19 protein-coding genes are annotated in these 20318 nt (G+C 37.8%); 15 read left to right on the top strand and 4 right to left on the bottom strand.

The window, feature by feature from the left end:
- Position 1 precedes the first annotated feature (1 nt).
- Positions 2–304, top strand: coding sequence for a JAB domain-containing protein (locus MHB64_RS01010; RefSeq protein ID WP_445671595.1), 303 nt, complete (start codon positions 2–4; stop codon positions 302–304).
- Positions 305–311: 7 nt separating this feature from the next.
- Here the strand turns inward: MHB64_RS01010 and MHB64_RS01015 are convergent, their stop codons facing one another.
- Positions 312–656 carry a helix-turn-helix domain-containing protein gene (locus MHB64_RS01015; protein ID WP_341133503.1) on the bottom strand — a complete coding sequence of 115 codons (345 nt, stop codon included), beginning with the start codon at positions 654–656 and terminating at the stop codon, positions 312–314.
- Positions 657–1041: 385 nt separating this feature from the next.
- Here MHB64_RS01015 and MHB64_RS01020 point away from each other — a divergent pair, with 385 nt between their 5' ends.
- The 3 genes from MHB64_RS01020 (at position 1042) to MHB64_RS01030 (ending at position 3134) form a co-directional block, all read left to right on the top strand.
- Positions 1042–1341 carry a hypothetical protein gene (locus tag MHB64_RS01020; protein ID WP_341133504.1) on the top strand — a complete coding sequence of 100 codons (300 nt, stop codon included), beginning with the start codon at positions 1042–1044 and terminating at the stop codon, positions 1339–1341.
- Positions 1342–1355: 14 nt separating this feature from the next.
- Positions 1356–1700 carry a hypothetical protein gene (locus MHB64_RS01025; RefSeq protein ID WP_341133505.1) on the top strand — a complete coding sequence of 115 codons (345 nt, stop codon included), beginning with the start codon at positions 1356–1358 and terminating at the stop codon, positions 1698–1700.
- Between the two features lie 75 nt (positions 1701–1775).
- Entirely contained in the window at positions 1776–3134 is a 1359-nt protein-coding gene (locus tag MHB64_RS01030; RefSeq protein WP_341133506.1) for a copper amine oxidase N-terminal domain-containing protein, read from the top strand.
- A 40-nt stretch (positions 3135–3174) separates the two neighbouring features.
- On the opposite strand, the gene MHB64_RS01035 is transcribed toward MHB64_RS01030, so the two are convergent.
- The gene (locus tag MHB64_RS01035) at positions 3175–4332 is read right to left on the bottom strand and encodes a hypothetical protein (RefSeq protein WP_341133507.1); all 1158 of its coding nucleotides are present in this window, start codon (positions 4330–4332) and stop codon (positions 3175–3177) included.
- A 337-nt stretch (positions 4333–4669) separates the two neighbouring features.
- On the opposite strand from MHB64_RS01035, the gene MHB64_RS01040 reads away from it, so the two are divergent.
- From MHB64_RS01040 to MHB64_RS01070, 7 genes are all read left to right on the top strand, one after another.
- Entirely contained in the window at positions 4670–4870 is a 201-nt protein-coding gene (locus MHB64_RS01040) for a helix-turn-helix domain-containing protein (RefSeq protein ID WP_341133508.1), read from the top strand.
- A gap of 61 nt (positions 4871–4931) precedes the next feature.
- Positions 4932–6245, top strand: a complete 1314-nt coding sequence (locus tag MHB64_RS01045; protein ID WP_341133509.1) for a hypothetical protein — start codon at positions 4932–4934, stop codon at positions 6243–6245.
- Positions 6246–6532: 287 nt separating this feature from the next.
- On the top strand, positions 6533–8440 hold the full coding sequence (locus MHB64_RS01050) for a hypothetical protein (RefSeq protein ID WP_341133510.1): 1908 nt from the start codon (positions 6533–6535) through the stop codon (positions 8438–8440).
- An 81-nt stretch (positions 8441–8521) separates the two neighbouring features.
- Positions 8522–9091 (top strand): hypothetical protein, encoded by a 570-nt coding sequence (locus MHB64_RS01055; RefSeq protein ID WP_341133511.1) that lies wholly within the window; start codon positions 8522–8524, stop codon positions 9089–9091.
- Positions 9075–9260 carry a helix-turn-helix domain-containing protein gene (locus MHB64_RS01060; RefSeq protein ID WP_341133512.1) on the top strand — a complete coding sequence of 62 codons (186 nt, stop codon included), beginning with the start codon at positions 9075–9077 and terminating at the stop codon, positions 9258–9260. Before MHB64_RS01055 ends, MHB64_RS01060 begins: the two co-directional genes overlap by 17 nt.
- A 131-nt stretch (positions 9261–9391) precedes the next feature.
- Complete coding sequence (locus MHB64_RS01065; RefSeq protein ID WP_341133513.1) at positions 9392–10510, top strand: site-specific integrase; 1119 nt, start codon at positions 9392–9394, stop codon at positions 10508–10510.
- 191 nt (positions 10511–10701) lie between these two features.
- Complete coding sequence (locus MHB64_RS01070) at positions 10702–11325, top strand: recombinase family protein (RefSeq protein WP_341133514.1); 624 nt, start codon at positions 10702–10704, stop codon at positions 11323–11325.
- Positions 11326–11633: 308 nt separating this feature from the next.
- Here the strand turns inward: MHB64_RS01070 and MHB64_RS01075 are convergent, their stop codons facing one another.
- Positions 11634–12515 (bottom strand): 5'-methylthioadenosine/S-adenosylhomocysteine nucleosidase family protein, encoded by an 882-nt coding sequence (locus MHB64_RS01075; protein ID WP_341133515.1) that lies wholly within the window; start codon positions 12513–12515, stop codon positions 11634–11636.
- A 241-nt stretch (positions 12516–12756) separates the two neighbouring features.
- Here MHB64_RS01075 and MHB64_RS01080 point away from each other — a divergent pair, with 241 nt between their 5' ends.
- The 4 genes from MHB64_RS01080 (at position 12757) to MHB64_RS01095 (ending at position 19091) form a co-directional block, all read left to right on the top strand.
- A complete protein-coding gene (locus MHB64_RS01080) occupies positions 12757–15012 on the top strand; it encodes a hypothetical protein (RefSeq protein WP_341133516.1) in 2256 nt (751 codons plus the stop codon).
- Between the two features lie 610 nt (positions 15013–15622).
- On the top strand, positions 15623–15988 hold the full coding sequence (locus MHB64_RS01085) for a hypothetical protein (protein WP_094874399.1): 366 nt from the start codon (positions 15623–15625) through the stop codon (positions 15986–15988).
- Between the two features lie 438 nt (positions 15989–16426).
- A complete protein-coding gene (locus tag MHB64_RS01090; RefSeq protein ID WP_094874400.1) occupies positions 16427–17743 on the top strand; it encodes an aminoacetone oxidase family FAD-binding enzyme in 1317 nt (438 codons plus the stop codon).
- Positions 17744–17774: 31 nt separating this feature from the next.
- Entirely contained in the window at positions 17775–19091 is a 1317-nt protein-coding gene (locus MHB64_RS01095) for a BaiN/RdsA family NAD(P)/FAD-dependent oxidoreductase (RefSeq protein ID WP_341133517.1), read from the top strand.
- 139 nt (positions 19092–19230) lie between these two features.
- Here the strand turns inward: MHB64_RS01095 and MHB64_RS01100 are convergent, their stop codons facing one another.
- Positions 19231–20220 carry a zinc-binding dehydrogenase gene (locus tag MHB64_RS01100; RefSeq protein ID WP_341133518.1) on the bottom strand — a complete coding sequence of 330 codons (990 nt, stop codon included), beginning with the start codon at positions 20218–20220 and terminating at the stop codon, positions 19231–19233.
- Positions 20221–20318 lie beyond the last annotated feature (98 nt).

Here is a 20318-nt window from a genome sequence, read left to right on the forward strand (position 1 = left end):
TTTGTACCTCAACACCAAGAATCGTGTAATACACAAGGAGACGATCTCTATCGGCTCTCTTAACGCTTCTATTGTTCATCCACTTGAAGTATTCAAGGTTGCCATCAAACGCTCCTGTGCTTCAATCATTTGCTCTCACTCCCATCCTAGCGGTGACCCTACTCCATCAAATGAAGATATAATTATTACTCACCGCTTAATTGAAGCAGGGCAGATTATTGGCATTGATGTGCTGGATCATTTGATTATTGCTGGGCAAAAATATGTGAGCTTGAAGGAGCAAGGGTTAATGGTTCGTGATTAAAAAGTTTTTATTTGGTATCTTTAAAAATTAAAAGGCGTTTTACAATATCATAAATAGCATTTTGTTCGTCTTCTGAACGAGTTCGAAGCTCAAACATGAGTCTGTTTAATGTTTCCGGATTTGAATTAATTTCACGATTAATCTCCGAACCAAAAAAATCCACTACACCAACTTCAAGTGCCTGAGCAATCTTATCCAGCATATCAATAGTGGGGCTTCTTATTCCACGCTCGATCTGTCCGACGTATGAAGTGTTTATTCCTGCTATTAAAGCAAGCTTCTCCTGGCTAATTCCCCGTTCTTGCCGTAAGTTTCTAATTTGAGAACCTACAGCGTCAGCAATTTTACTCAACTTGACTCACCTCTATGCTCAAGATAGAGGTTAGCTCAAAACCCAGCAAACGGTTATAGTAACTAATTTTATTAATGACTATAGTGATTGATACCTTCCATACTCTCCCTTATAATCTAAAATAATAATGTAATAGGTCTGAAAGCCTAAAATAGTATGTCTATTCCAAAAAAAGGAGGTAGAGTATGGCGAATTCATATCAGTTAAATGAAAAAGGTCAGTTTAAATGTAGTGTGTGTTTTAAGCAAAAATCCATCTCTGAAGGAAATCTATGTGTGCGTTGTGATCATTTTTATTGTTATGGCTGTGGCAATAATCAATTTTGCAAGAAATGTGATAAGCATTAGAAATGAAATTTCGTTGAGGAGATAGGAGATGGGGTTAGATGTTCGACGGTATCAATTATGGTGTGGGGAAAATCAGATTTGAAGGCATTGATGCCTTTGATGAGTATAGGGAACCTGAACTGCATCAAGCTAATCTTTTGTGGAAAGAGGGCAAATATCAAGGTGCATTACTTAATTATGATTCGGTTATTGCTATATCCACAAGACAATTTCGTGTTCCTGAGTTTAAAGTAGCTTGTATAAACAAGCTTAAACTATTACAAATGCTCTTTAGAGCAAATAAGCTATGGACGACAAACGATTGCCAACAACTAATAGACTTATATGATGATTCCTGAAAAAGCTCAAAGAGATGGAGAGGACTTTAAAAGAAGGTGATAATACTTTTATTACCGTCCAAGATGCCAAATCGAGTTTGTTGATAGAAAAAGGAAAGTTGATTGAAAATCTTACAGAAATAACTGCAGCAATACCTGTCTACGAAGCTGCTTTAAGGCTTATAGATAATATGATCGTTTTAGAGCCTACATATAACTGGCAGTACTATCAGAAGGCAATCCACTTATCACGTATGCGAAGAGACACTGAGGCTCTTCAGGCCTTAGCTACAGCAAAGGAACTCACAACTGATACAACGTTACTAGAGGATATCAAGGAGGCTTTTAAAGTCATACAGAAGGGTAGCCATTTTTTCTAATATAGAAAGCCATTCGTAGTTAAATATGTTTGTTTCAAAAGGGTTAGTAAGCTTAAATGAGGGAGGATCTCATATATGAGACTATCAAGTAAAATACAGGTGTTTTGTTTTACCATCGTTTTAATTATTGCTGCTCTCACATCAGCACATTTAGTAAGTGCCGAATCTAACACTATTCATGTCCTGGTAGGGGGGATTAACGAAGGGGATGTGGCGGCACCTATTGTAACGGATAATGTCCAGATGCTCCCTATTGGGCCGATTTTGAAAATTACTGATACTTCAGGTGGAGAGACTGTTTCCAGAAGCGCAACACCAACTCAATCCTTCGTAACTTTTAGGGGTACTTGCTATAAGTTTACTGAAGGAGATACTAATGTAACTGAATATGTTGTTGATGAATCTGGTGCCTGTTTTGAACTGACAGGTCAGACATATCAGCTTGAAAAACCTTCCATCTTTCCTTACGCTTCAGAAGGTGCTTTTGCTCCGTTATCCTTTCTTGAAAAAATCATTCTTGAGACCCTGGATAAAGATATTGAGATTTCATCAAGTCAGATAACGATTGCCCGTTTCGACAATAAAAGAAACCAAAGTCATGTTTTTGGATCTCAAGAGGATTTAAAGAAATTACAGGAAGGAAACATATCTGATAAGATCAATCCAGGCATAGTCTTGGCAATGAAGATCAATAGCCCTTGGTTGTTAACGTTAGATGATGGTGGGACTTTTGATAGTAATGATGGCAGTGTGACTCCTATAGTATCTAAAGGAGCTACTTTACTTCCGATTGCTCCTATAGTCGAGAGATTAGGCGGGACAGTGGAATGGAGTGGGAATGAACGCAAAATTACGATAAAGCTTGAAACTCAAACGATAGAACTTTGGTTAGATCAGAAGAAGGCTTTAGTAAATAGTAAGGAGAAGTCACTTACGGTTGCTCCGACAGTCGTAAAAGGAAGAACTATGCTGCCAGTTCGTTTTGTTACAGAGAACCTCGGTGCTATAGTACGTTGGAATCGAGAGTCGAAAATTGTTATGGTCTATTACGGAGGGGCTAAAGAACAAGAGGCGGATCTGTTCACTTTTGATTATAAGATAGCAATGCTAGATATTTATAAGAAAAGTGAGGATAATCATGTATCACTTGCCGATGCGGTAGATAACATTCAGAAAGAGCACGAAAAAATTCAATATAACAATACTGATCCACTGGATTATAGCGGACGCTTAATACATGTAGGTGATGTAGTGGGAGTAGGAACCTTTGATGGAGTTGTGAAAGAAATTAAAGGGACCAAGGTGCTTGTCTATTTGAACCAAGCAAGTTTCCTGGTTGATAAAGGAAAAGAAGAAGAAACGGCACGGATGTTTGGTATTAACTGGCTAGATGAGCAATGGATAGAGGCGAAGAAGGTAACAATAAATAAGTAACTGTGATCTCTATATTTTATAGTAAAGATGGAACAACTAATTAAGCAAATTCACTTTTCGGCATAAGCTCTTTATCCATTTCAACTACTAAATTCGGGATATGTTTGTATCCCCAATTTACAGGAATGGTTACGGGGTTTATGTCGCTTTTTCTTATTTTTTTCACAATAGAGTTGAACTTCTTAAGCTCTTTCGGATCTTGAAGATCTTCATTATAGGCCAAGCGGGCTTGGTGAATAGAACGTTTTCTGTTTACAAGTTCTAAAACCTCAGTCATATCTTCAATGGTCTTTTTTTTATAATTGCAAAGCTGGATACGGTGTTTCGCCTCTTCAAGCGTATAATAATCTTCAAATCCTACCGATTTTTCATAGTAGCTGTAAATCGTCTTTCTTGCAAGATCGTCATCAATAAAATTAATTAAGTCCCTGTACCTCCATCCGTATTTTTGCTTTAAACTGTTCGTTTTTCCTGTCATGCATTGGATTTCAAGCCTAATGATATTCTTTGCATCATTTAAGTTTTCATATTGCGGGAACTCTTTGTGCATCTGGTACTCCTTGTTATAAAAGTTAATCCCGACAGAATGATTTTTGGTCTGCACGTAGAAGCTGTTTTTACAAAGTATTTCTTTATCAGTCTTCTTGTCGATTACTTTTACAAAATGGAAATGTGGAGGAACATCGGCTCTCCTTATAAGTTCAATGTAGGTAGCATGCATTTCAGTCGTAATGTTTACACAGTAATCAATTCTTTTTATTTGGTAGCTATTAATTGAGTTAAACCAGTAGCAACATAGACCAGGGCGAATCTCGTAATTTTCCTGAAGCGGCTGTGAAACGGCTTTAAATCTCTGGCAGATGGCTTTATAGTCGCTATGTTTCGCAACTTGTACATATTCGTTTTTCTTTATAAGCACCTTAGGATTCAAACGAATTTCTATTGCGTGATAATAGATTCCTTCAGAACTATCACCAGTCGTTATATTCTGAGTGTTATCACCTCTGCTAATCCTAGTCCTTCTAAGCATAATGATGATTCCCTGCTCTTTGTATAGTTCATATATGTGCAGATCATTGAAATCCGGATCAGTATAATGTCTGGCAGAATGTTCTTTGGATAAAGAAGCTAAATGGGATGAAACAATGGGGAAGTCTACTGACTTTAAAGACTGAAATAATAGAGTTGTATGAAACATAATCATCATTCTCCTTTAACAGTTAGAAATAGGTTTTGTTTTTTTAAAAGTGACTGTAAGGTAGAGGGATTTGGATTGTAGAGCGTAGATATTATAAATAGATTAATCATTAGATATATACATATATATCATCTCCCAATTCTTTTGGATGTCGTAAGGGTAATGGTTCTAACTAAATGTATAAGAACAAATAAAAAGGTATTTAAGGTCGATTTACCTAGTTATGTATTTTTACAAGTTTAATTTTTGGAGAGAGATAACGAAGCTGAATGTAGAATAATGTAATTTAATGTGATTGAACAAACAAATAACTAAATATAAAATTGGAGATGGTTGAATGTATAACGACAATGAAATTCTTAATGTGGAGCAACTGGCAGATTTATTACAGGTGGGGTATAGCACTGTGTATCGACTTTTAAAAAAAGAGGAAATTAGTTCATTTCGTATTGGGAACTGCTATCGAATTCAGCGTAGCGAAGTTATGGAGTATATTATTAGAAAGAGTAAACGAAAGTACATTTCAAATAATTTATAAAGGATGTTGATCAAGGTTGAGGTATATTACCAAAGTTCCGGATGGAGATGAAATAAATAGGTTGGCAGAAAAATTCAATTTGCCTTTAAAAAAAGAGGATCTAGGGGGAATACAAACCAATACCCTAGAAGAGAGCATTCTCTACGAAATTGCGGGTTATGTAATAAACACTTGCCAGGATATTTTGCCGGAGAGTATTGATGAATACTGGGGAAATGGATATAGTAAATTGGAGTTTGAGGAAGATTTAAAGCAGCATCTAATCCTTAATGCACTAATTTCTCAGGAGTATAATAATCCTGCTCATTTAATTGATGACAATATTAAGTTTTGTGATGATTTTTTACATAGTTTTTCATTTCATGAAGATAAGGTAGAAAAAAGGTCAGAGCAAAAAGAGGAAGAACAAGAAGAACAAGAAGAGAAAGAAAAGAAAGAAGAGAAAGAAGTCAAAGGATATAAAGATAGTAAAACCTATAAAAATGGATTTAAAAATACTTCTGAACACCTAAAGTTAGAGAGAGACTTGATATCAATTGAGAGTGGTAAAAGTTTTTCAGAGCCAAAAGTTCCTTTTGAATTTTTTCCATTTATCTTTCATATGGTTTGTTATTGGGATTTTACTAAGGCAATGCGTGAGAATACAATAAGGGATCAATCAAAGATCAATAGCGGTTATGAATCATTCGAACTCATATTTGATAAATATTTAAGTCTTAACAATCCTAAAAATACTTGGATATTGAAGGAGCCCAATAAACTGGTTCATTATAGCACTGAGAAATTTGATGAGTTTTATTTATTTAATAGCTTTTTGTTTGAAAGGGAGTATAACATTCTTCTAATCGGTTCTACATTAAAGCGTAGGGAGGCAATTTTCAATCAAATTAGTGCGGAGATCCTACGAGTTAAGATCAATAAAACAATTAGTCTCCTGTCTATTCTGCCCAATGCTATTAGTAGAACGAAATTCTTGAGCTTTTTTGACTTTTGTAACAAAGATAATAATGCTTCTGATATTGATTTTAAATTATCAGAGTTACAAGATATATTTCTACATATGTCTTTGGTTACAATACCAGTAATGGAACAATACTTTTGCTATCTCTTGTACCGCGATTCTATACGAGTAGGTACTACTGACATTATTTTTAATTCAGTATTTGAAGAACCATTTGACATAGGACTTTTTAAAGAAGTGAATACCCTTTTCCAGTCGGTAAAAAGAACCGTATCAGAATATTCGATTCAGTCAGTATTAATAGAGCAGATGGGTTTAGTAGAGGAAGTAGATGATAAATACAGTAAGATAGCTTTAAAGATATCTAATAAAGATTATGGATTCGAGCTTATAAAAGAAAAATTAGGCATATAACATAGAAGGAATAGGTAATAAAAGGTCAGGGCTGATGAACGCTTAAATGCGATTCATCAGCCCTGACTTTTTATTATATCATATTTTCAAAAAAAATGTTGAAATGGAGCATTTCATCCCAGTTTTTTTAAATTTGTTAAGCTCTAAGCAAGAAGAAACAAGAGCAAATGGGATGTGATAACAGTGAATAAAAGCACCTTTGATACTGAGCCATAGAGTTAGAAAATAAATTTCAATGTTCCTTGAAAACTTAATCACTAATACTTAAACGAAGGGTAGGGATACTCATGTATATTAAAGATCAAATGGATACACTCCAAGGAAGAATCAAAAGTTTTAGTGGATCAGGAGACTACGAGGTATTCGACGATGAGTTCTTCAAAATGCAAAATGATTATTTAAAGAATCACTCCGGTGCTGACTCATGCAGGTTCTACGTAGATAAAGAAAATGGAATATCGCAAGTATCGGGAGATACTATGAGTGATTTCTGTAATGTCTTCTTTATTCCTGTTATGGATATGGTTGTTCACTATTTGGACAGGAGCGAGAGGCTATTACAGATAGCCGCTTATCATAACGAGAAATGGCATAAGATTCTTATAACTCCTAAGTCATTGCGTAAAAACCCGGACTGGCTCAGGAACTCTTTAGGTTTTAGAGCAAACTACTGTTGTAACTATGATAAGCTTGTTAAATATATTGATATACTATGTCCCAATATAACTACAGTCCACCAAATGGGTTATATCGGTTGGTCGAAGGAACATGCTGGTGTATACATCACTGGTTCAGGAGTAATCGGAAACAGTAAGAGGAATAACATTCAACCCCATGAAAGCTTATCCCATTACGCATTGAAGCAGCCTGGAATTGATAGGGCTTCTTCAATACATGCAATGATGGAATTATTCCTTGAAATCAGTGATCATAAATTTAGCTATCCGGCAATTTCATTCGCCTTATTAAGTTGCTATAAATCCTTGTTGGATGAAACTCCACATAAACCTGAATTTGTTTTATACATTCATGGCAAGACGGGTAGCCGCAAAACAAGTGTTTCTAAGGTTATATTTAACATATTTGACGAATGGGAAGGCATTCCTACAAATTTTACTAGTACGGGTCCGGCAATGGAATTAACAAGGATGGAAAGACGAGATACAGTTACGTTAATAGATGATGTTCCACCTACTTTTAATGCACAAGAAAGACGTAACCTTCTAATGAAGGTAGAGGGGATTTTCCGTTCGACAGGTGACTCAGTAGGACGACAGAAAATGTATTCTAACACAAGAAAAATAGAGATACGACCGCAAGGAATGGCGGTGATTACAGCGGAAGAAGATGTGATACAGAGTGTTTCATCTAAAGCCCGAGGGTTTCTTCTACCCATTAACGAAAAGACAATCAATTTAGAAAAGCTGACATTGGCTCAACGGAATCATGAGAAGTATTCAGCAGCCATATATCATTATATCGAGTATATATCACAAGATAGTGTGCAATTCATAGAGCGAGTTGAGCATTTATTTCGTAAATATGAACGAATCTTCATGCAGGCTCATCCAAAAGCTCACGGGAGACAGATTCATAGTGCAGCTTGGCTACAAACATCATTTCATATGTTTCTTAGGTATGCAAAGAGAAACCAGGCTATAGAAGAAGATCAGTTTAATTTAATGAAAGATGAGAATAAAGCTATTTTGTCTGAGAGAATTCAAGAAATGGTTCGAGATGCAGAGTCAAATAATGAAGTTGAAATGTTCGTAACTGCTTTGAAAGAACTATTGGCAACAAAATCAATATTCTTGCTGGACATAGAGCTCAAGGATAAAAGAAAAGTAGTTCCCGTGTTTAACAAAGATATGAAGCCTATCGGTTATCGAGATAACAATTACCTCTACTTGCTTCCGGACTCCATTTATAACAGCATTTGTTCTTATTACAGTAAGCGTCAGATGCTTTTTCCTGTAAAGGATAAAACACTCTGGGGGTACTTATGTGACTCCAAGCTTCTTGTACCTGGAAAAAGTCAGGATGGGACTCGTACTATTAGAGTTTCGGTCAACGGTAATCGAATATCAGTTATTAGGATTGACCGTGAACTATTTGAAGCATGGGGTGAAGAGTTATATTCAATTGATTCACAGGAATTGCTTGGCAGCTTGCCAGGAAGGCTTAAATACAGCTAGAACGCGCTTTTGTCCTGGCGAGTTAAAGCACGGGATTAACCAAGTTACACAGCTTATCATTGTTATAAAGGAGTGTTTTGGATGAAAAATACCCAATCGTCTTACGAACGATTCATTATAGCAGAAGCTTATTTTCAGAGACTTATTTTGGACCCGAACGATTCTTTGGCCCTAGGGAAACTAAGAGCTGAAGCTAAAGAAGATAATGTGTGGGCCATAGTAAAACTTGCAGAGTGCTATATAAATGAACTAATACCTGCAATAGAGGATCATGAGCCACAGGTTTTACGTGCTGTTGAGATGCTGAAGGAGTTAGCCGAACGTGGATTCGCCTTTGCTCAGTACAAGCTGGCAAGATATTATTTTTCCAGAAGTAAAAAGAAAAAGGTAATCAATCTGTTAAGGGAATGCGTAAAAGCACAAATTCCTGAGGCGGCTATAATGTTGTCAGAATTATTAGAAGAAAAAGATCCTGAAGAAGCAGTATGTTTTGCTGAGCTAGGAAAACGCTGGGGCGCGATAGAACCCATTGCAAAAGATAAAGCTTATAAAGATAAAGAAAGTTTTTTACATTGCAAGGGAGACAATCTACATGACTTGGTCAAATCTTATAACGAAAGCGTGAGGAATAAAAATGGATACTACTATTAATCGATTACTTACAATTGATGAGGCTAGAGCGATATTAAGGGTGGGACGTAATACAATGTATTCCCTGACTAAACAAGCGGGGTTTCCCGTGATTAAGTTGCAGAAGCAAATTCGTATACCTCATAACGCGCTGATTACCTGGGTAGAGAAGCAATTACAAATCAATTAGTAGATTTTCATAGAGAACGTTTGTTTCAATTTCCAAGCGTATAGTACAAGATTGTTTCTATACATTATATCCATGAGTACCGGAGAGGGTCTTTTATGATCCTCATCATTTTTCTGGAAAGGATGTCTATCATGGCAGGAAGTATAAGTAAGGTAGGTAGTAAGTTTAGGGTTACTTTAGAGTTGGGTACGGATAGTCATGGAAAGCGGCTGAGAAAGTATATTACGGCAATGACCGAATCAGAAGCAAAAAAACTATTAAATGAATTCGAGTATAATCAACGTCGTAACCTAACGCTTCAGGATACGGAGATGACATTTGGAGAATTTTTAAATCATCGGATGGATAATTATGTGAAATACAACTGTGAGGTTACTACACAATATGGGTACAGAAATATCATATCAAAGCACATAATTCCCTATATGGGTAACGTCCAACTTCAGAAGCTCTTACCACAACATTTGCAATCATACTATAAACACTTATTGGAAGATAAAAAGCTATCTCCAAATTCTGTTCACAAGCATCACGCAAATATCCGAAAGGCGTTAGACTACGCATTGAAACAGCAGTTTGTGTATAGAAATATTGCTGATGCTGTATCTTTACCTAAAAAAGTAAAGTTTGAAGCAAACTATTATACAATCGAACAATTACGCAAATTATTCGATTGTGTTAACGATACCAGGCTTGAAGTTCCGGTGTTTTTGGCGGGTTATTTAGGATTAAGAAGAGAAGAAATAGTTGGATTGAGATGGAAATACGTGGACCTGGACAAGCGTTTGCTACAAATAAAAGAAGTTCGTACTAGTGCAGGAGCAAATGTCGTAACTAAGAAACCTAAATCTGAAAAAAGCGAGAGGACCCTTTTCATTCCGGACGAATTATTAGCTGTCTTGCAAAAGTGTAGGGATAGGCAGGATGAATTAAAGGTGATATTGGAAGGGAATTATGATAGTTCAGATTATGTTTTTGCTCATGACAATGGAAAGCCCTATCGAGTTAATTCGGTAACTGAAATGTTTGGGGCCTTTTTAGTAAAGTATCAATTGCCAAAATTGAGACTGCATGATCTTAGGCATACATTCAGCAGTATATTATATGAATATGGTGTCGATTTAAAGGCAATATCTGAAGCCTTAGGTCATTCGGATATAGGAACGACAAACAAGATATATACGCATCTATTTGATAAGACCCACAAGGACACAGTTAATGCGATGAGTGAGGCCTTGAACAGAAATTAACTTGGAATAAGAGTAAGTTAAAAATGAAGAAGCAGGCTCTTAAAGCTGCTTCTTTTTTCTGTGCCATAAAGCATGCTTTTTGACACCATTCTAAGGGGCTTTTTTTTGTGTGCCAAAACACCGGTAAATAGCTTTTGGCATGTGCCATTAAAACTGTGGACATTTTGGCATGAATACTAGGAGGAATATAAGTGGAATTGGGATATGGGAGAGTATCAGCTAAGGATCAAAATCCTGAGAGGCAGCTTGTGAAGTTTAGGGAGATTGGAATTGATGAAAGATATATATTTGTTGATAAACTAAGCGGAAAGGATTTTAATCGACCGCGTTATCAAGCTATGCGTCTAATGATTCGGGAAGGTGATTTGATATACATTGATGCGTTGGATCGGCTGGGTCGTGACTATGATGGAATTATGGCCGAATGGAAGTATATTACCCGTGAGTTAAAAGCAGATATTATTTGCTTAGATAATGAAACGTTATTTGATTCGAGAAAGTTCAGAACAATGGGCGATTTCGGAAAGGTAATGGAAGATCAGTTTTTAAGCTTGTTGGCATATGTGGCTGAGCAGGAGAGAAAGAAAAACAGGCAACGGCAGGCAGAGGGGATTGAGGTTGCTAAGGCTAAAGGTGTTAGGTTCGGTCGGCCGAAAAAGGAGATTGATGAGGTGTTCGCTCATGTATATAAAGAATGGAAGTCTGGGGCGCTAACAGCGAAAAGCGCCATGAATCAGTTAAATATGAAGCATCGAACGTTTTATAGGAGGGTAAATGAGTACGAAAAGTATCTAGGAAAAAAGGGGAGTAACTAAATGCTTACTCAAAGTAGAAGCCTGTCCTATAGGATGAAGGGAAGGCTTCTACTAAATCCGTAGTCGATAGTATCTATCGTCAATTTATATTTCAGATCAGTAGATGATCTCATTTCTGAAGAATAGCACAGAATATATTCATGCGGGACAATAGAATCACCGGATGCAAAATGACAGTACGGGGTATTTATTTACGATTCCAATTGTTTAAAATACAAAGCAATACAGCATGATTCTATTGGTGATGTAGACGTCCCATAGACAATGATTAGTTTGTCGTACTACTTGGCGGGACTACAAACCTATGTTTATAAAATTTTAAATTGTAGGCAGTCAAAAGCGTAGGGGATAGAAAATAAACTATGGCAGAAAGATACTGCTGCATCAGAGGCGTGCTCTTGAAATCCGTTGCTTTTTTGGTTAGCCCAATCAGAAATAGCTTTAACTACGAGCCACTCTAATTTCTCAACATTTGCAGCAGACGCCACTCCATACCCCTCCATATCGCCGCCAATGGCACTAGGATATTTATCTAATAAATCGTTCTTAAAATTTCGAGAGTCAATAAGCTTTTCACCGGACAAAAATTGTCCTATTTGTACCTTAGGTGTTGTCATATCTGGAAAAGTATAAAACCAATCCCAATGATTTTTTGCTCGGTTAAGAAGAGTAACCCCGCTTTCGACTATAGCTCCCCTCTGAGATGATCGATTTTCCTCGATACGTGCATACTCATAATTTGCTATAGTTTCTGAAATCAAAATATCACCAAGTTTTTGTTTAGAGTCATCAATTCCAAATCCAATCCCGACGACAAGAACTGCTTTTGGCTTCCAGAAGCTAATAGAATCACGAAGGGTATTGATGGCCCCATCCCTTCGTGATGATCCAATAGCAGATTGTACGTGGACTACACCGTAAAGACCAAACAATCCAACTGTATAAGTTTGGCGATTATCGTAAATTAGTAATAGAGATTTTTGACCTGGTAATGGCTTCATATGATGGAACAAAGTCTTGGTTTCAATTTCAGTAGCTGTTACTACTAGTAAAGAAATATCCTCCGTCAATGTAGCCGCTTTTTCCGAAGAAATGATATCCCTTTTTGGTGTGTTTTTAATAATGCTAAGATCTGATATGACATTGTATGTATTAGATGCTGTGTCTTTGCTTCTCCAATCGTGGCCCATATAAACCCTCCTAATACTATAATTAGATGTACAATTTGGTGTGCACCGTTAATGTAACTCATATGAATTAGAAAGTCAACCCAAGTGTTCAATTTATTGTGCATCAATATAAGAGCGGGTAAAAGCGAAAATATACCCGTGTACATTTATTTGTGCATCAACATTGAAAACTGAGTTGCAATAACATATAATTGATTGTAAATATATGAGCACCATATAAAATAACAAGGAGGCTCTAAAAATGGATCGCAAAGTATCAAAAAGTAAGAATAAAGGTAGAGAGACTTGGAACGTGAATTTCTATCATCCACTTATTTTAAATGAAAAAACTGGAGAAGAGGTTAGAATCAGACGTAGCACATTTACTGATTGTGAAGAAGAACTAGCAATAATCGTTAATGATTTAGAAACCCTTATTAATAACGAAGAATATCATAATATCGTCAAAAAACCTTATGCTCTAACCTTGTTTAATAAAACAGCAGTCGAGCTTTTTTATAACGATATACAAATAAAATCGGAAAAAGATCATGAAGACCTTCGTGACGAAAAGATACCAATGGAGAAAGATAATCAAATTATTGATATTGAAGGATTCAGTGGAGCGGGGAAGACTTCATTATTAAGTCAGTTGCTCGGTCTTGACGTAAAAAAAGAAAATGTCTTAGCAACCTCTAGCAATAAAACTACTGTTTCTGATATAGAGTTCATTATTAAAAATACAGATGATTTTAGTCTAGTATGTACCTTTAAAGAAAAACAAAAGATTGAAGACTATGTGAGAGAATTAATACAACGTGCTAGTCATGAAGCCATAGGTAATAATGAACATGACTCCATTACTAGGAAATTCACTGAAACTGCGGATAAAGAATTTAGACTCCAGTACATTGTAGGTACTATCAAACCTAAAGTTTCAGATACTAATTCTTTAACTAATAGATTTGCAAAGTACCAAGGGAATAATGAGCAAGATTCACATTATAACGAACTGATGTCATCATTATTGGATGATATTATTTATCTTTCAAAAGAAAAATGGAAAAATTATATTGTTAATAACAATTTAGATTTATCTAGTTTAACTGAACTAGAGAAATACCAAGCGGAAATTGATTTTTTAGAGGGGTTTATCAAAGAAGATATATTTCTAGATTATGTTGATCAAATTATGAAAGAAATTGAAACGACAATAAATAAAGTGTTGACAATTGAAGGCCTTTTTATAGAAAAGACTAGATATGATTGGATAAGTTATATTCATGCCAAGCAACTTAATAAAAGTGATTGTCTCAATTTGATTGAAAAACTCGCTACCAACAAGAAAAAACTATTTGGCGAGATTCTCACACCAATAGTTGAGTCAATAAGAGTTCAAGGGCCGTTTTTTCCAGATTGGGTAGTCGAAAAAGAAAAATATAAATTTACATTTGTGGATGGTCGAGGATTAGACCACGTACTTAAAGAAGCATTCAGCGTTCCGCTTGAAGTTAACTACAAACTAAGAAGAGCTAATAAAATAATATATGTTCAGAATGGATCAGAAACCATGTCACATAATTCTAAAGTGTTTTTTGAGAATTTAGAATTATCAGGTTATACTCCAAAAATGCATTTAGTTTTTACTCACTTTGATGAAGTTGAAGGAAATAACTTAGTTACAGCATCTGACAAAGCTAATCATGTAATTGGAAATATGGAGCAAGTGCTTAATTTACTTGATCATGATAAAAAAAATAATATTCAAGATAGCATTAATAATAAGATGTTCTTTTTAGGGGGACTTGATAAAAATCTTAATGAGAACCTCGCAGACGATATAACCCTAAATGAACTCCATCAGTTTATTGATACACTTAACATGACAGAGGTTGAATTGCAGCTCAAAAATCTTAATTTTGTATACTATAAACAGGTGCTTCCAGTAGATTTATTGGAAGTTTCAGAGCAGTTTAATAATAGATGGAAAGCTCAATTAGGTACAAAAACAGTTGATGAAATCGTTTCACTATCTTGGCCTACTATTAAAGCGCTTTCCAGAAGATATGCTGAACTTAACAGACTGTCTTATAATAATATTAGCCCTGCGGGTGATATGGTACAATATTTAAAGGGGTGTCTATATCAATATTTCTCTATTCCAAATTATTTCATGAGGGATGATAGAATTGATGAAAAAAAGGTAGCTCAGTTTCGAACCAAGGCGATGGAGAATGCGGAGGAGTTAATAACTATATTTAGTAAGGAAAGATTGCTGGATGATAATGAGCAATTAAAAAGATGGAAGAGGGCTTATTACATTAGACGTGGTCCAGGATCAACTTCACTGAGAGCTCAAGATATTTCTGAAATAATCGATAATGCTATGCCTCTTTTTAATAAGAATAGCAACAATAAAGAATTTAAAGTTTTAGTTGAATCATTTATTACATCAGTTATTAAAGTAGTTATTGCAAACATGAATGATAAATATAGTTCTAACGTTGTTTTGGAATAGACAGTAATGTATCTATTCTGAACATCAGTTAGTAATAAAGAATTTTAGGTTACTGCGTAACGCACAATATAAAGTGTTTCAAAACTATTAGGTCAAGCATTTCTTGTGTACACAATGATATACTACAATCTTAATTAATAAATATCGGATTTTATTCTAAGATCCTGTCCGATTTTTGTAGACAGAGTATAGACTAACGTTGTAACGCGGCATAAATCAAGATAATTCATTGGGGTACAATATACCAAATGAATCTCCACAAATCCTTAATGTATAAGGCTTTGTGGGATTAGATAACAAGCATTAAAGTGTTATGGTGTATTAAGGACAGCAGTTCGACTCCCCTCGGCTCCATAAGAAAAACCCGCTGAATTAGCGGGTTTTTTGCTGTTTAGTGCTTGGATTGTACACCGAATCTAGACAAGGAGTTATGGGGAACTAAATGTGTTCATTATTGCAGACCTATTGTCTACATCTTGAATAAGATCATTCACTTTGAAGTTAATAATTAATGGCACATTTTCCGAAACTACATCTATAAGAACTCGAATTGATATAAAATTATGGTATTAAGCATCCAAAAAGAAAAACATTCGGAGGAATTACTATCATGAGCTTTACTATTGATTATGTTAAAAACAAAAACAGAATTATTGTAACATCGGACGGTATGGATGTTGAGGATGCCCTTGCGTATGCGGAACAATTTCCGAAAGTACTGAAGAAAACTAAGCGAGGGTTTACAGGTATGACTGTAATTACTGGTGGCCTGGTATTTAAGCAAGAAGTGTTGGCAATTCTTGCTCCAACTAGTGAAGAAGCTGTCAAAGCTGGAATCTCTACAAAACACAAATGGGTGTATGTTGCGCCTACCTCGTTCTACAAAGCGCAAATGTATCGTATGTTTAAAGATATTGCAAACTTGTATGAATCGATAGAAGAAGCTGAAACGTATCTTAATTCTGCAGGGAATTAGTATATGGAGTATCAGCGAAAGACACCTTGAAGGGTGTCTTTTTTCATTCTAACGGAAGTTTCGGACAATACGTGGCGGTTAAACGGCTTATCCTTAGACTGTTCTGGGGCTTGCTGTTAGTGGATACAGTAGCAATATCAGCATGACTCACTTACTAGGGGGTATGAAGACGACGGGTGAAGGTACGGTGATTATTAATACTAATATATTCTCATACGTGAATCTGAAAGAATTGTTTAAACGCATGCTCTCTTTCTTTATATGCTGCGTTGTCTTTTTATTTTGATATAATTAATTATTGAGTTTAAGGTATATACAATAGTGGAAAAATAGGGATATAGAGCATTGCCTCGCGAACGGTATACCTATAGATAAAGGATTTAATAGTTACTTAATGCTATAATATTTATTTAGAATAAGAAATAGGGTGAGATCATCATGAATCAATTTCAAAGTACCCACCATAAGCTGTTAATTATCGGCGCGGGTGCTGCCGGACTAATGGCCGCTGTTACTGCGCGTGATATGGGTATCGATACTGCCATTCTGGAGAGCAACGACCGGATTGGAAAGAAGATATTAATGACAGGTGATGGCCGCTGCAACATTACGAATGATTCCACTGCGACGGGTACGGATGAAGCGGTCGCTTTGTCGCGTAAGTACCACAGTAATCAGGCTGGATTTCCATTGGCGGTATTACAGCAATTTGGCATTCGTCAAACCATTGATTTTTTCTCCTTGCTCGGGCTTCCGCTTACAAGATTGAAGGAGGGCTTGATGTATCCGATGTCGCTGCAAGCTGCAGCGGTGCAGGATATTTTTCAGCTTGCGCTGGAGGATCGGAATGTTCCGGTATACCTCAAGAACAAAGTGTTGGATGTTACTGTTTCGACGAATCATCCGCGCTTCACGATAAAATGCCAAACGGAAACAGAGGAGGGGGAGGTGCAAGAGGTTGTTTATACCAGTGAATATCTATTTCTCTGTGCGGGTGGCCTTACCGGTCCAAATGCGGGAAAAGAACCTCCTGGTTATATCCTTGCCGAACGTCTGGGGCACTCCCTGGTCGAGCCTTTGCCAGCCATTGTGCAATTGAAGCTAAAGTATCCGAATATGAGGGCGCTTACCAGTATCAAATTTCAGGGACAAGCCCATATCTTTGTAAATGGTAAAAACATTCTCAGTGCATCTGGTGAGATTGCTTTCACGGATTATGGCATTTCTGGTCCGGCAGCTCTCCAGCTAAGCAGGGTAGCTTCTTATTATCTCGCAAGAGGAGAGAATGTGACAGTATCGGTTGATCTGATGCCGGACCGCACGGAGGAAGAGCTAGTTAATTTTTTGGAAATGCTCTGGGAGACCTTTGGACACCGGACTGTTTCAGATTCTCTTGTGGGTATCTTCAACAAGAAGTTGGTTTCTGTCCTGCTGAAGGAGGCAGGCATCGACCAGCAGCCACAGCTACTTTGCCAGGATCTATCGATGAAAACCAAGAGGACATTTTATCGAATCTTGAAGCGTTGGGAATTTAAAGTGACGGATACCAATGGCTTTACGAATGCGCAAGTGACAGCTGGTGGCATCGATACGACTGAACTAATCGAGGGAACGCTGGAATCCAAGCTGGTGCCTGGGCTGTATTTGGCTGGCGAAGTGATGGATGTGGACGGAGATTTCGGCGGCTATAACCTGCAATGGGCCTGGAGTTCCGGATATGTGGCCGCCATGGCGCTAGCTAAGTCAATTCAATAAATTTATTAGGAAAAGGGATGCATCAATTAACATGTATAAGGATCAGACTTCTAAGCACCACGAGCTGTTCATTATCGGTGGGGGTGCTGCAGGTCTAATGGCTGCAGTTACAGCGAGGGATCAAGGTATTGATACAGCAATTATTGAAAGCAATGACCGGCTTGGGAAGAAAATAATAACGACGGGTAACGGGCGTTGCAACATTACGAACCAATCCACCGCCACCGGTACGGATGAAGCGGCCGCTTTATCACACAAGTATCACAGTAATCAGGAAGGATTCCCAATACATGTATTGCGGCAATTCGGTGTCCGCCAAACGATCGAATTTTTCTCCTCGCTCGGGCTTCCTTTTGTAAGCTTGGAGAATGGCCGGATGTATCCGATGTCGCTGCAGGCGGCTTCGGTGCCGGGTGTATTTAAGCTGGCGCTGGAGGATCGGAATGTTCCCGTATATTATAAACATAAAGTGTTGGATATTATCGTTTCGGAGGAACATCCGCGCTTTACGATTAAATGCCAAACGGAGACAGAGGAGCTAATCGAGTATACCAGCGAATACCTCTTTCTATGTACGGGGGGTCTTACTGCTCCGAAAACGGGAACAGATGGATCCGGTTATACGCTTGTCGAACGGCTGGGACATACTATGATTCATCCTGTGGCAGGCATTGTGCAATTGAAGTTAGATTATCCGTATTTAAAGGAACTATCTGGCATCAAATTCGAGGGATTAGGTCATATTATCGTAAACAATGAAGTCATCCGCAGTGAATATGGTGAAATTCTTTTCACGGACTATGGCATCTCGGGCCCGCCAATACTTCAGCTAAGCAGGAAGGCTGCGTATAATCTCGGAAGAGGAGAGTCCGTGACATTGTCGGTTGATATGATGCCGGAACGTACGGAAGAAGAGGTAATTGATTTTCTGGAAACACACTGGGCGATCTTCGGGCACCGGACAGTTGCGGACGCCTTTATCGGCATCATCAGCAAGAAGTTGATTCCGGTTCTGCTGAAGGAAGCGGGAATTGATCAACAGGTTCACCTGCTCTGTGAGGATTTATCGTGGAAAACTAAGAAAATATTTTATCGACTCATGAAGCGTTGGGAATTTAAAGTGGCCGATACCAATAGCTTCACGAATGCACAAACAACAGCTGGTGGGATCGATACGACTGACCTAGTTGAAGGAACGTTGGAATCTAAGATTGTACCTGGGCTTTATTTGGCAGGTGAGGTGATGGATGTCGATGGTGATTGCGGCGGCTATAACCTGCAATGGGCCTGGAGCTCAGGCCATGTCGCTGCGATGGCGCTTGCTAAACGACGTGCCGGCACCACATAAGAGGCTAGAGGTTGCAGACTCTTGAAACGTTGCGGTGGAATACTTGCATGCATTGAACACACGGCGGCTAATAGATTTGCCATGCCACGGCTCTGCTCCGTTTGGAGTAAGTAAAAGACACCTTGAGAGGTGTCTTTTTTCAATCAATTCTTATTCCAATATTCCCAAACTGCTCGCCCTGTTGCATTCGCTGAAAGGCTTGAAAGGTATCTTGTAAAGGATACACACTATCAATGATAGGACGTATCGAGTGGAGTTCCATAAATTGAAGCATCGCAACAAACTCTTCACTGCTTCCCATTGAGGTTCCGATGACACTGATTTGGGGAAAAAATATGGATCGTACTGCTAATTCCATTCGATCTCCTGAGCTTGCCCCAAACGTGACGATCCGGCCATTTGGCTTAATGATATCAAAGTACTGTTGGAACGTCGCTGGCCCGATACTATCCAGGATGAGATCTACTGTTTCTCCGTTCATACTTTCCTTCCAATCACTATAACTGTCAAAGGCATGATCTGCTCCATGTGCAAGAGCAACTTGTCTTTTTGTTTCCCTTCGTGATGTGACACTGACTCGTGCACCCGCTGCTGAAGCCATAAGCATGGCATAAGTAGCCACACCGCCACCAATACCTGGAATAAGGATATGTTCACCTTGCTGTAAGCGGCCTCTCGTAAACAAAGCCCGATAGGCTGTCAAGGCAGATAAGGGCAACACGCCCGCTTCTTCCCAAGACAAATAAGCCGGCTTACTGATGGCATTTTGCACAGGGATGATGATAGACTCGGCAAATGTACCATCTGAAGGGCCGCCCACTATGGCCGGAACATTCGGGACATCGTGGGTGATTTCCCATCCGATACACGGATTAATGATTACATCGGTACCTACTGTAAGTGATGTTACGCCTTCACCTACCGCTTCAATTATACCCGCCCCATCAGAGCCCATAATCAGGGGAGAATCCTCATTTGTTCGATCCGCCATGAGAAATAAGTCTCGATGATTTAACCCTGCGGTTTTAAGCCTTACTTTTACTTCGCCGAAGCCCGGCTGTTTGTCAACAACGTCTTCATATGTCAGGCTCTTCAAGCCGTTCATCCCAGCATGTACGATTGCTTTCATCCTAATCCTCCAGTAATTCGTATTTCAATGAATCTATTCTGAATTGTACAGAGTGGGAATCATACAGTAAAATGAACAAAACCGAATGTGAGTATCAT

The sequence above is a fragment of the Paenibacillus sp. FSL K6-2859 genome (genome assembly GCF_038008265.1).
Classification (GTDB): Bacteria; Bacillota; Bacilli; order Paenibacillales; family Paenibacillaceae; genus Paenibacillus_AQ; species Paenibacillus_AQ nitricinens.

What these genes read in the sequence shown, in the direction of transcription:
- MHB64_RS01085 (WP_094874399.1), top strand. Translation starts at nt 15,623, where the DNA reads ATGAGCTTTACTATTGATTATGTTAAAAACAAAAACAGAATTATTGTA.
- MHB64_RS01050 (WP_341133510.1), top strand. Translation starts at nt 6,533, where the DNA reads ATGTATATTAAAGATCAAATGGATACACTCCAAGGAAGAATCAAAAGT.
- MHB64_RS01035 (WP_341133507.1), bottom strand. Translation starts at nt 4,332, where the DNA reads ATGTTTCATACAACTCTATTATTTCAGTCTTTAAAGTCAGTAGACTTC.
- MHB64_RS01040 (WP_341133508.1), top strand. Translation starts at nt 4,670, where the DNA reads ATGTATAACGACAATGAAATTCTTAATGTGGAGCAACTGGCAGATTTA.
- MHB64_RS01030 (WP_341133506.1), top strand. Translation starts at nt 1,776, where the DNA reads ATGAGACTATCAAGTAAAATACAGGTGTTTTGTTTTACCATCGTTTTA.
- MHB64_RS01100 (WP_341133518.1), bottom strand. Translation starts at nt 20,220, where the DNA reads ATGAAAGCAATCGTACATGCTGGGATGAACGGCTTGAAGAGCCTGACA.
- MHB64_RS01020 (WP_341133504.1), top strand. Translation starts at nt 1,042, where the DNA reads ATGTTCGACGGTATCAATTATGGTGTGGGGAAAATCAGATTTGAAGGC.
- MHB64_RS01060 (WP_341133512.1), top strand. Translation starts at nt 9,075, where the DNA reads ATGGATACTACTATTAATCGATTACTTACAATTGATGAGGCTAGAGCG.
- MHB64_RS01075 (WP_341133515.1), bottom strand. Translation starts at nt 12,515, where the DNA reads ATGGGCCACGATTGGAGAAGCAAAGACACAGCATCTAATACATACAAT.
- MHB64_RS01090 (WP_094874400.1), top strand. Translation starts at nt 16,427, where the DNA reads ATGAATCAATTTCAAAGTACCCACCATAAGCTGTTAATTATCGGCGCG.
- MHB64_RS01025 (WP_341133505.1), top strand. Translation starts at nt 1,356, where the DNA reads ATGGAGAGGACTTTAAAAGAAGGTGATAATACTTTTATTACCGTCCAA.
- MHB64_RS01080 (WP_341133516.1), top strand. Translation starts at nt 12,757, where the DNA reads ATGGATCGCAAAGTATCAAAAAGTAAGAATAAAGGTAGAGAGACTTGG.
- MHB64_RS01065 (WP_341133513.1), top strand. Translation starts at nt 9,392, where the DNA reads ATGGCAGGAAGTATAAGTAAGGTAGGTAGTAAGTTTAGGGTTACTTTA.
- MHB64_RS01055 (WP_341133511.1), top strand. Translation starts at nt 8,522, where the DNA reads ATGAAAAATACCCAATCGTCTTACGAACGATTCATTATAGCAGAAGCT.
- MHB64_RS01095 (WP_341133517.1), top strand. Translation starts at nt 17,775, where the DNA reads ATGTATAAGGATCAGACTTCTAAGCACCACGAGCTGTTCATTATCGGT.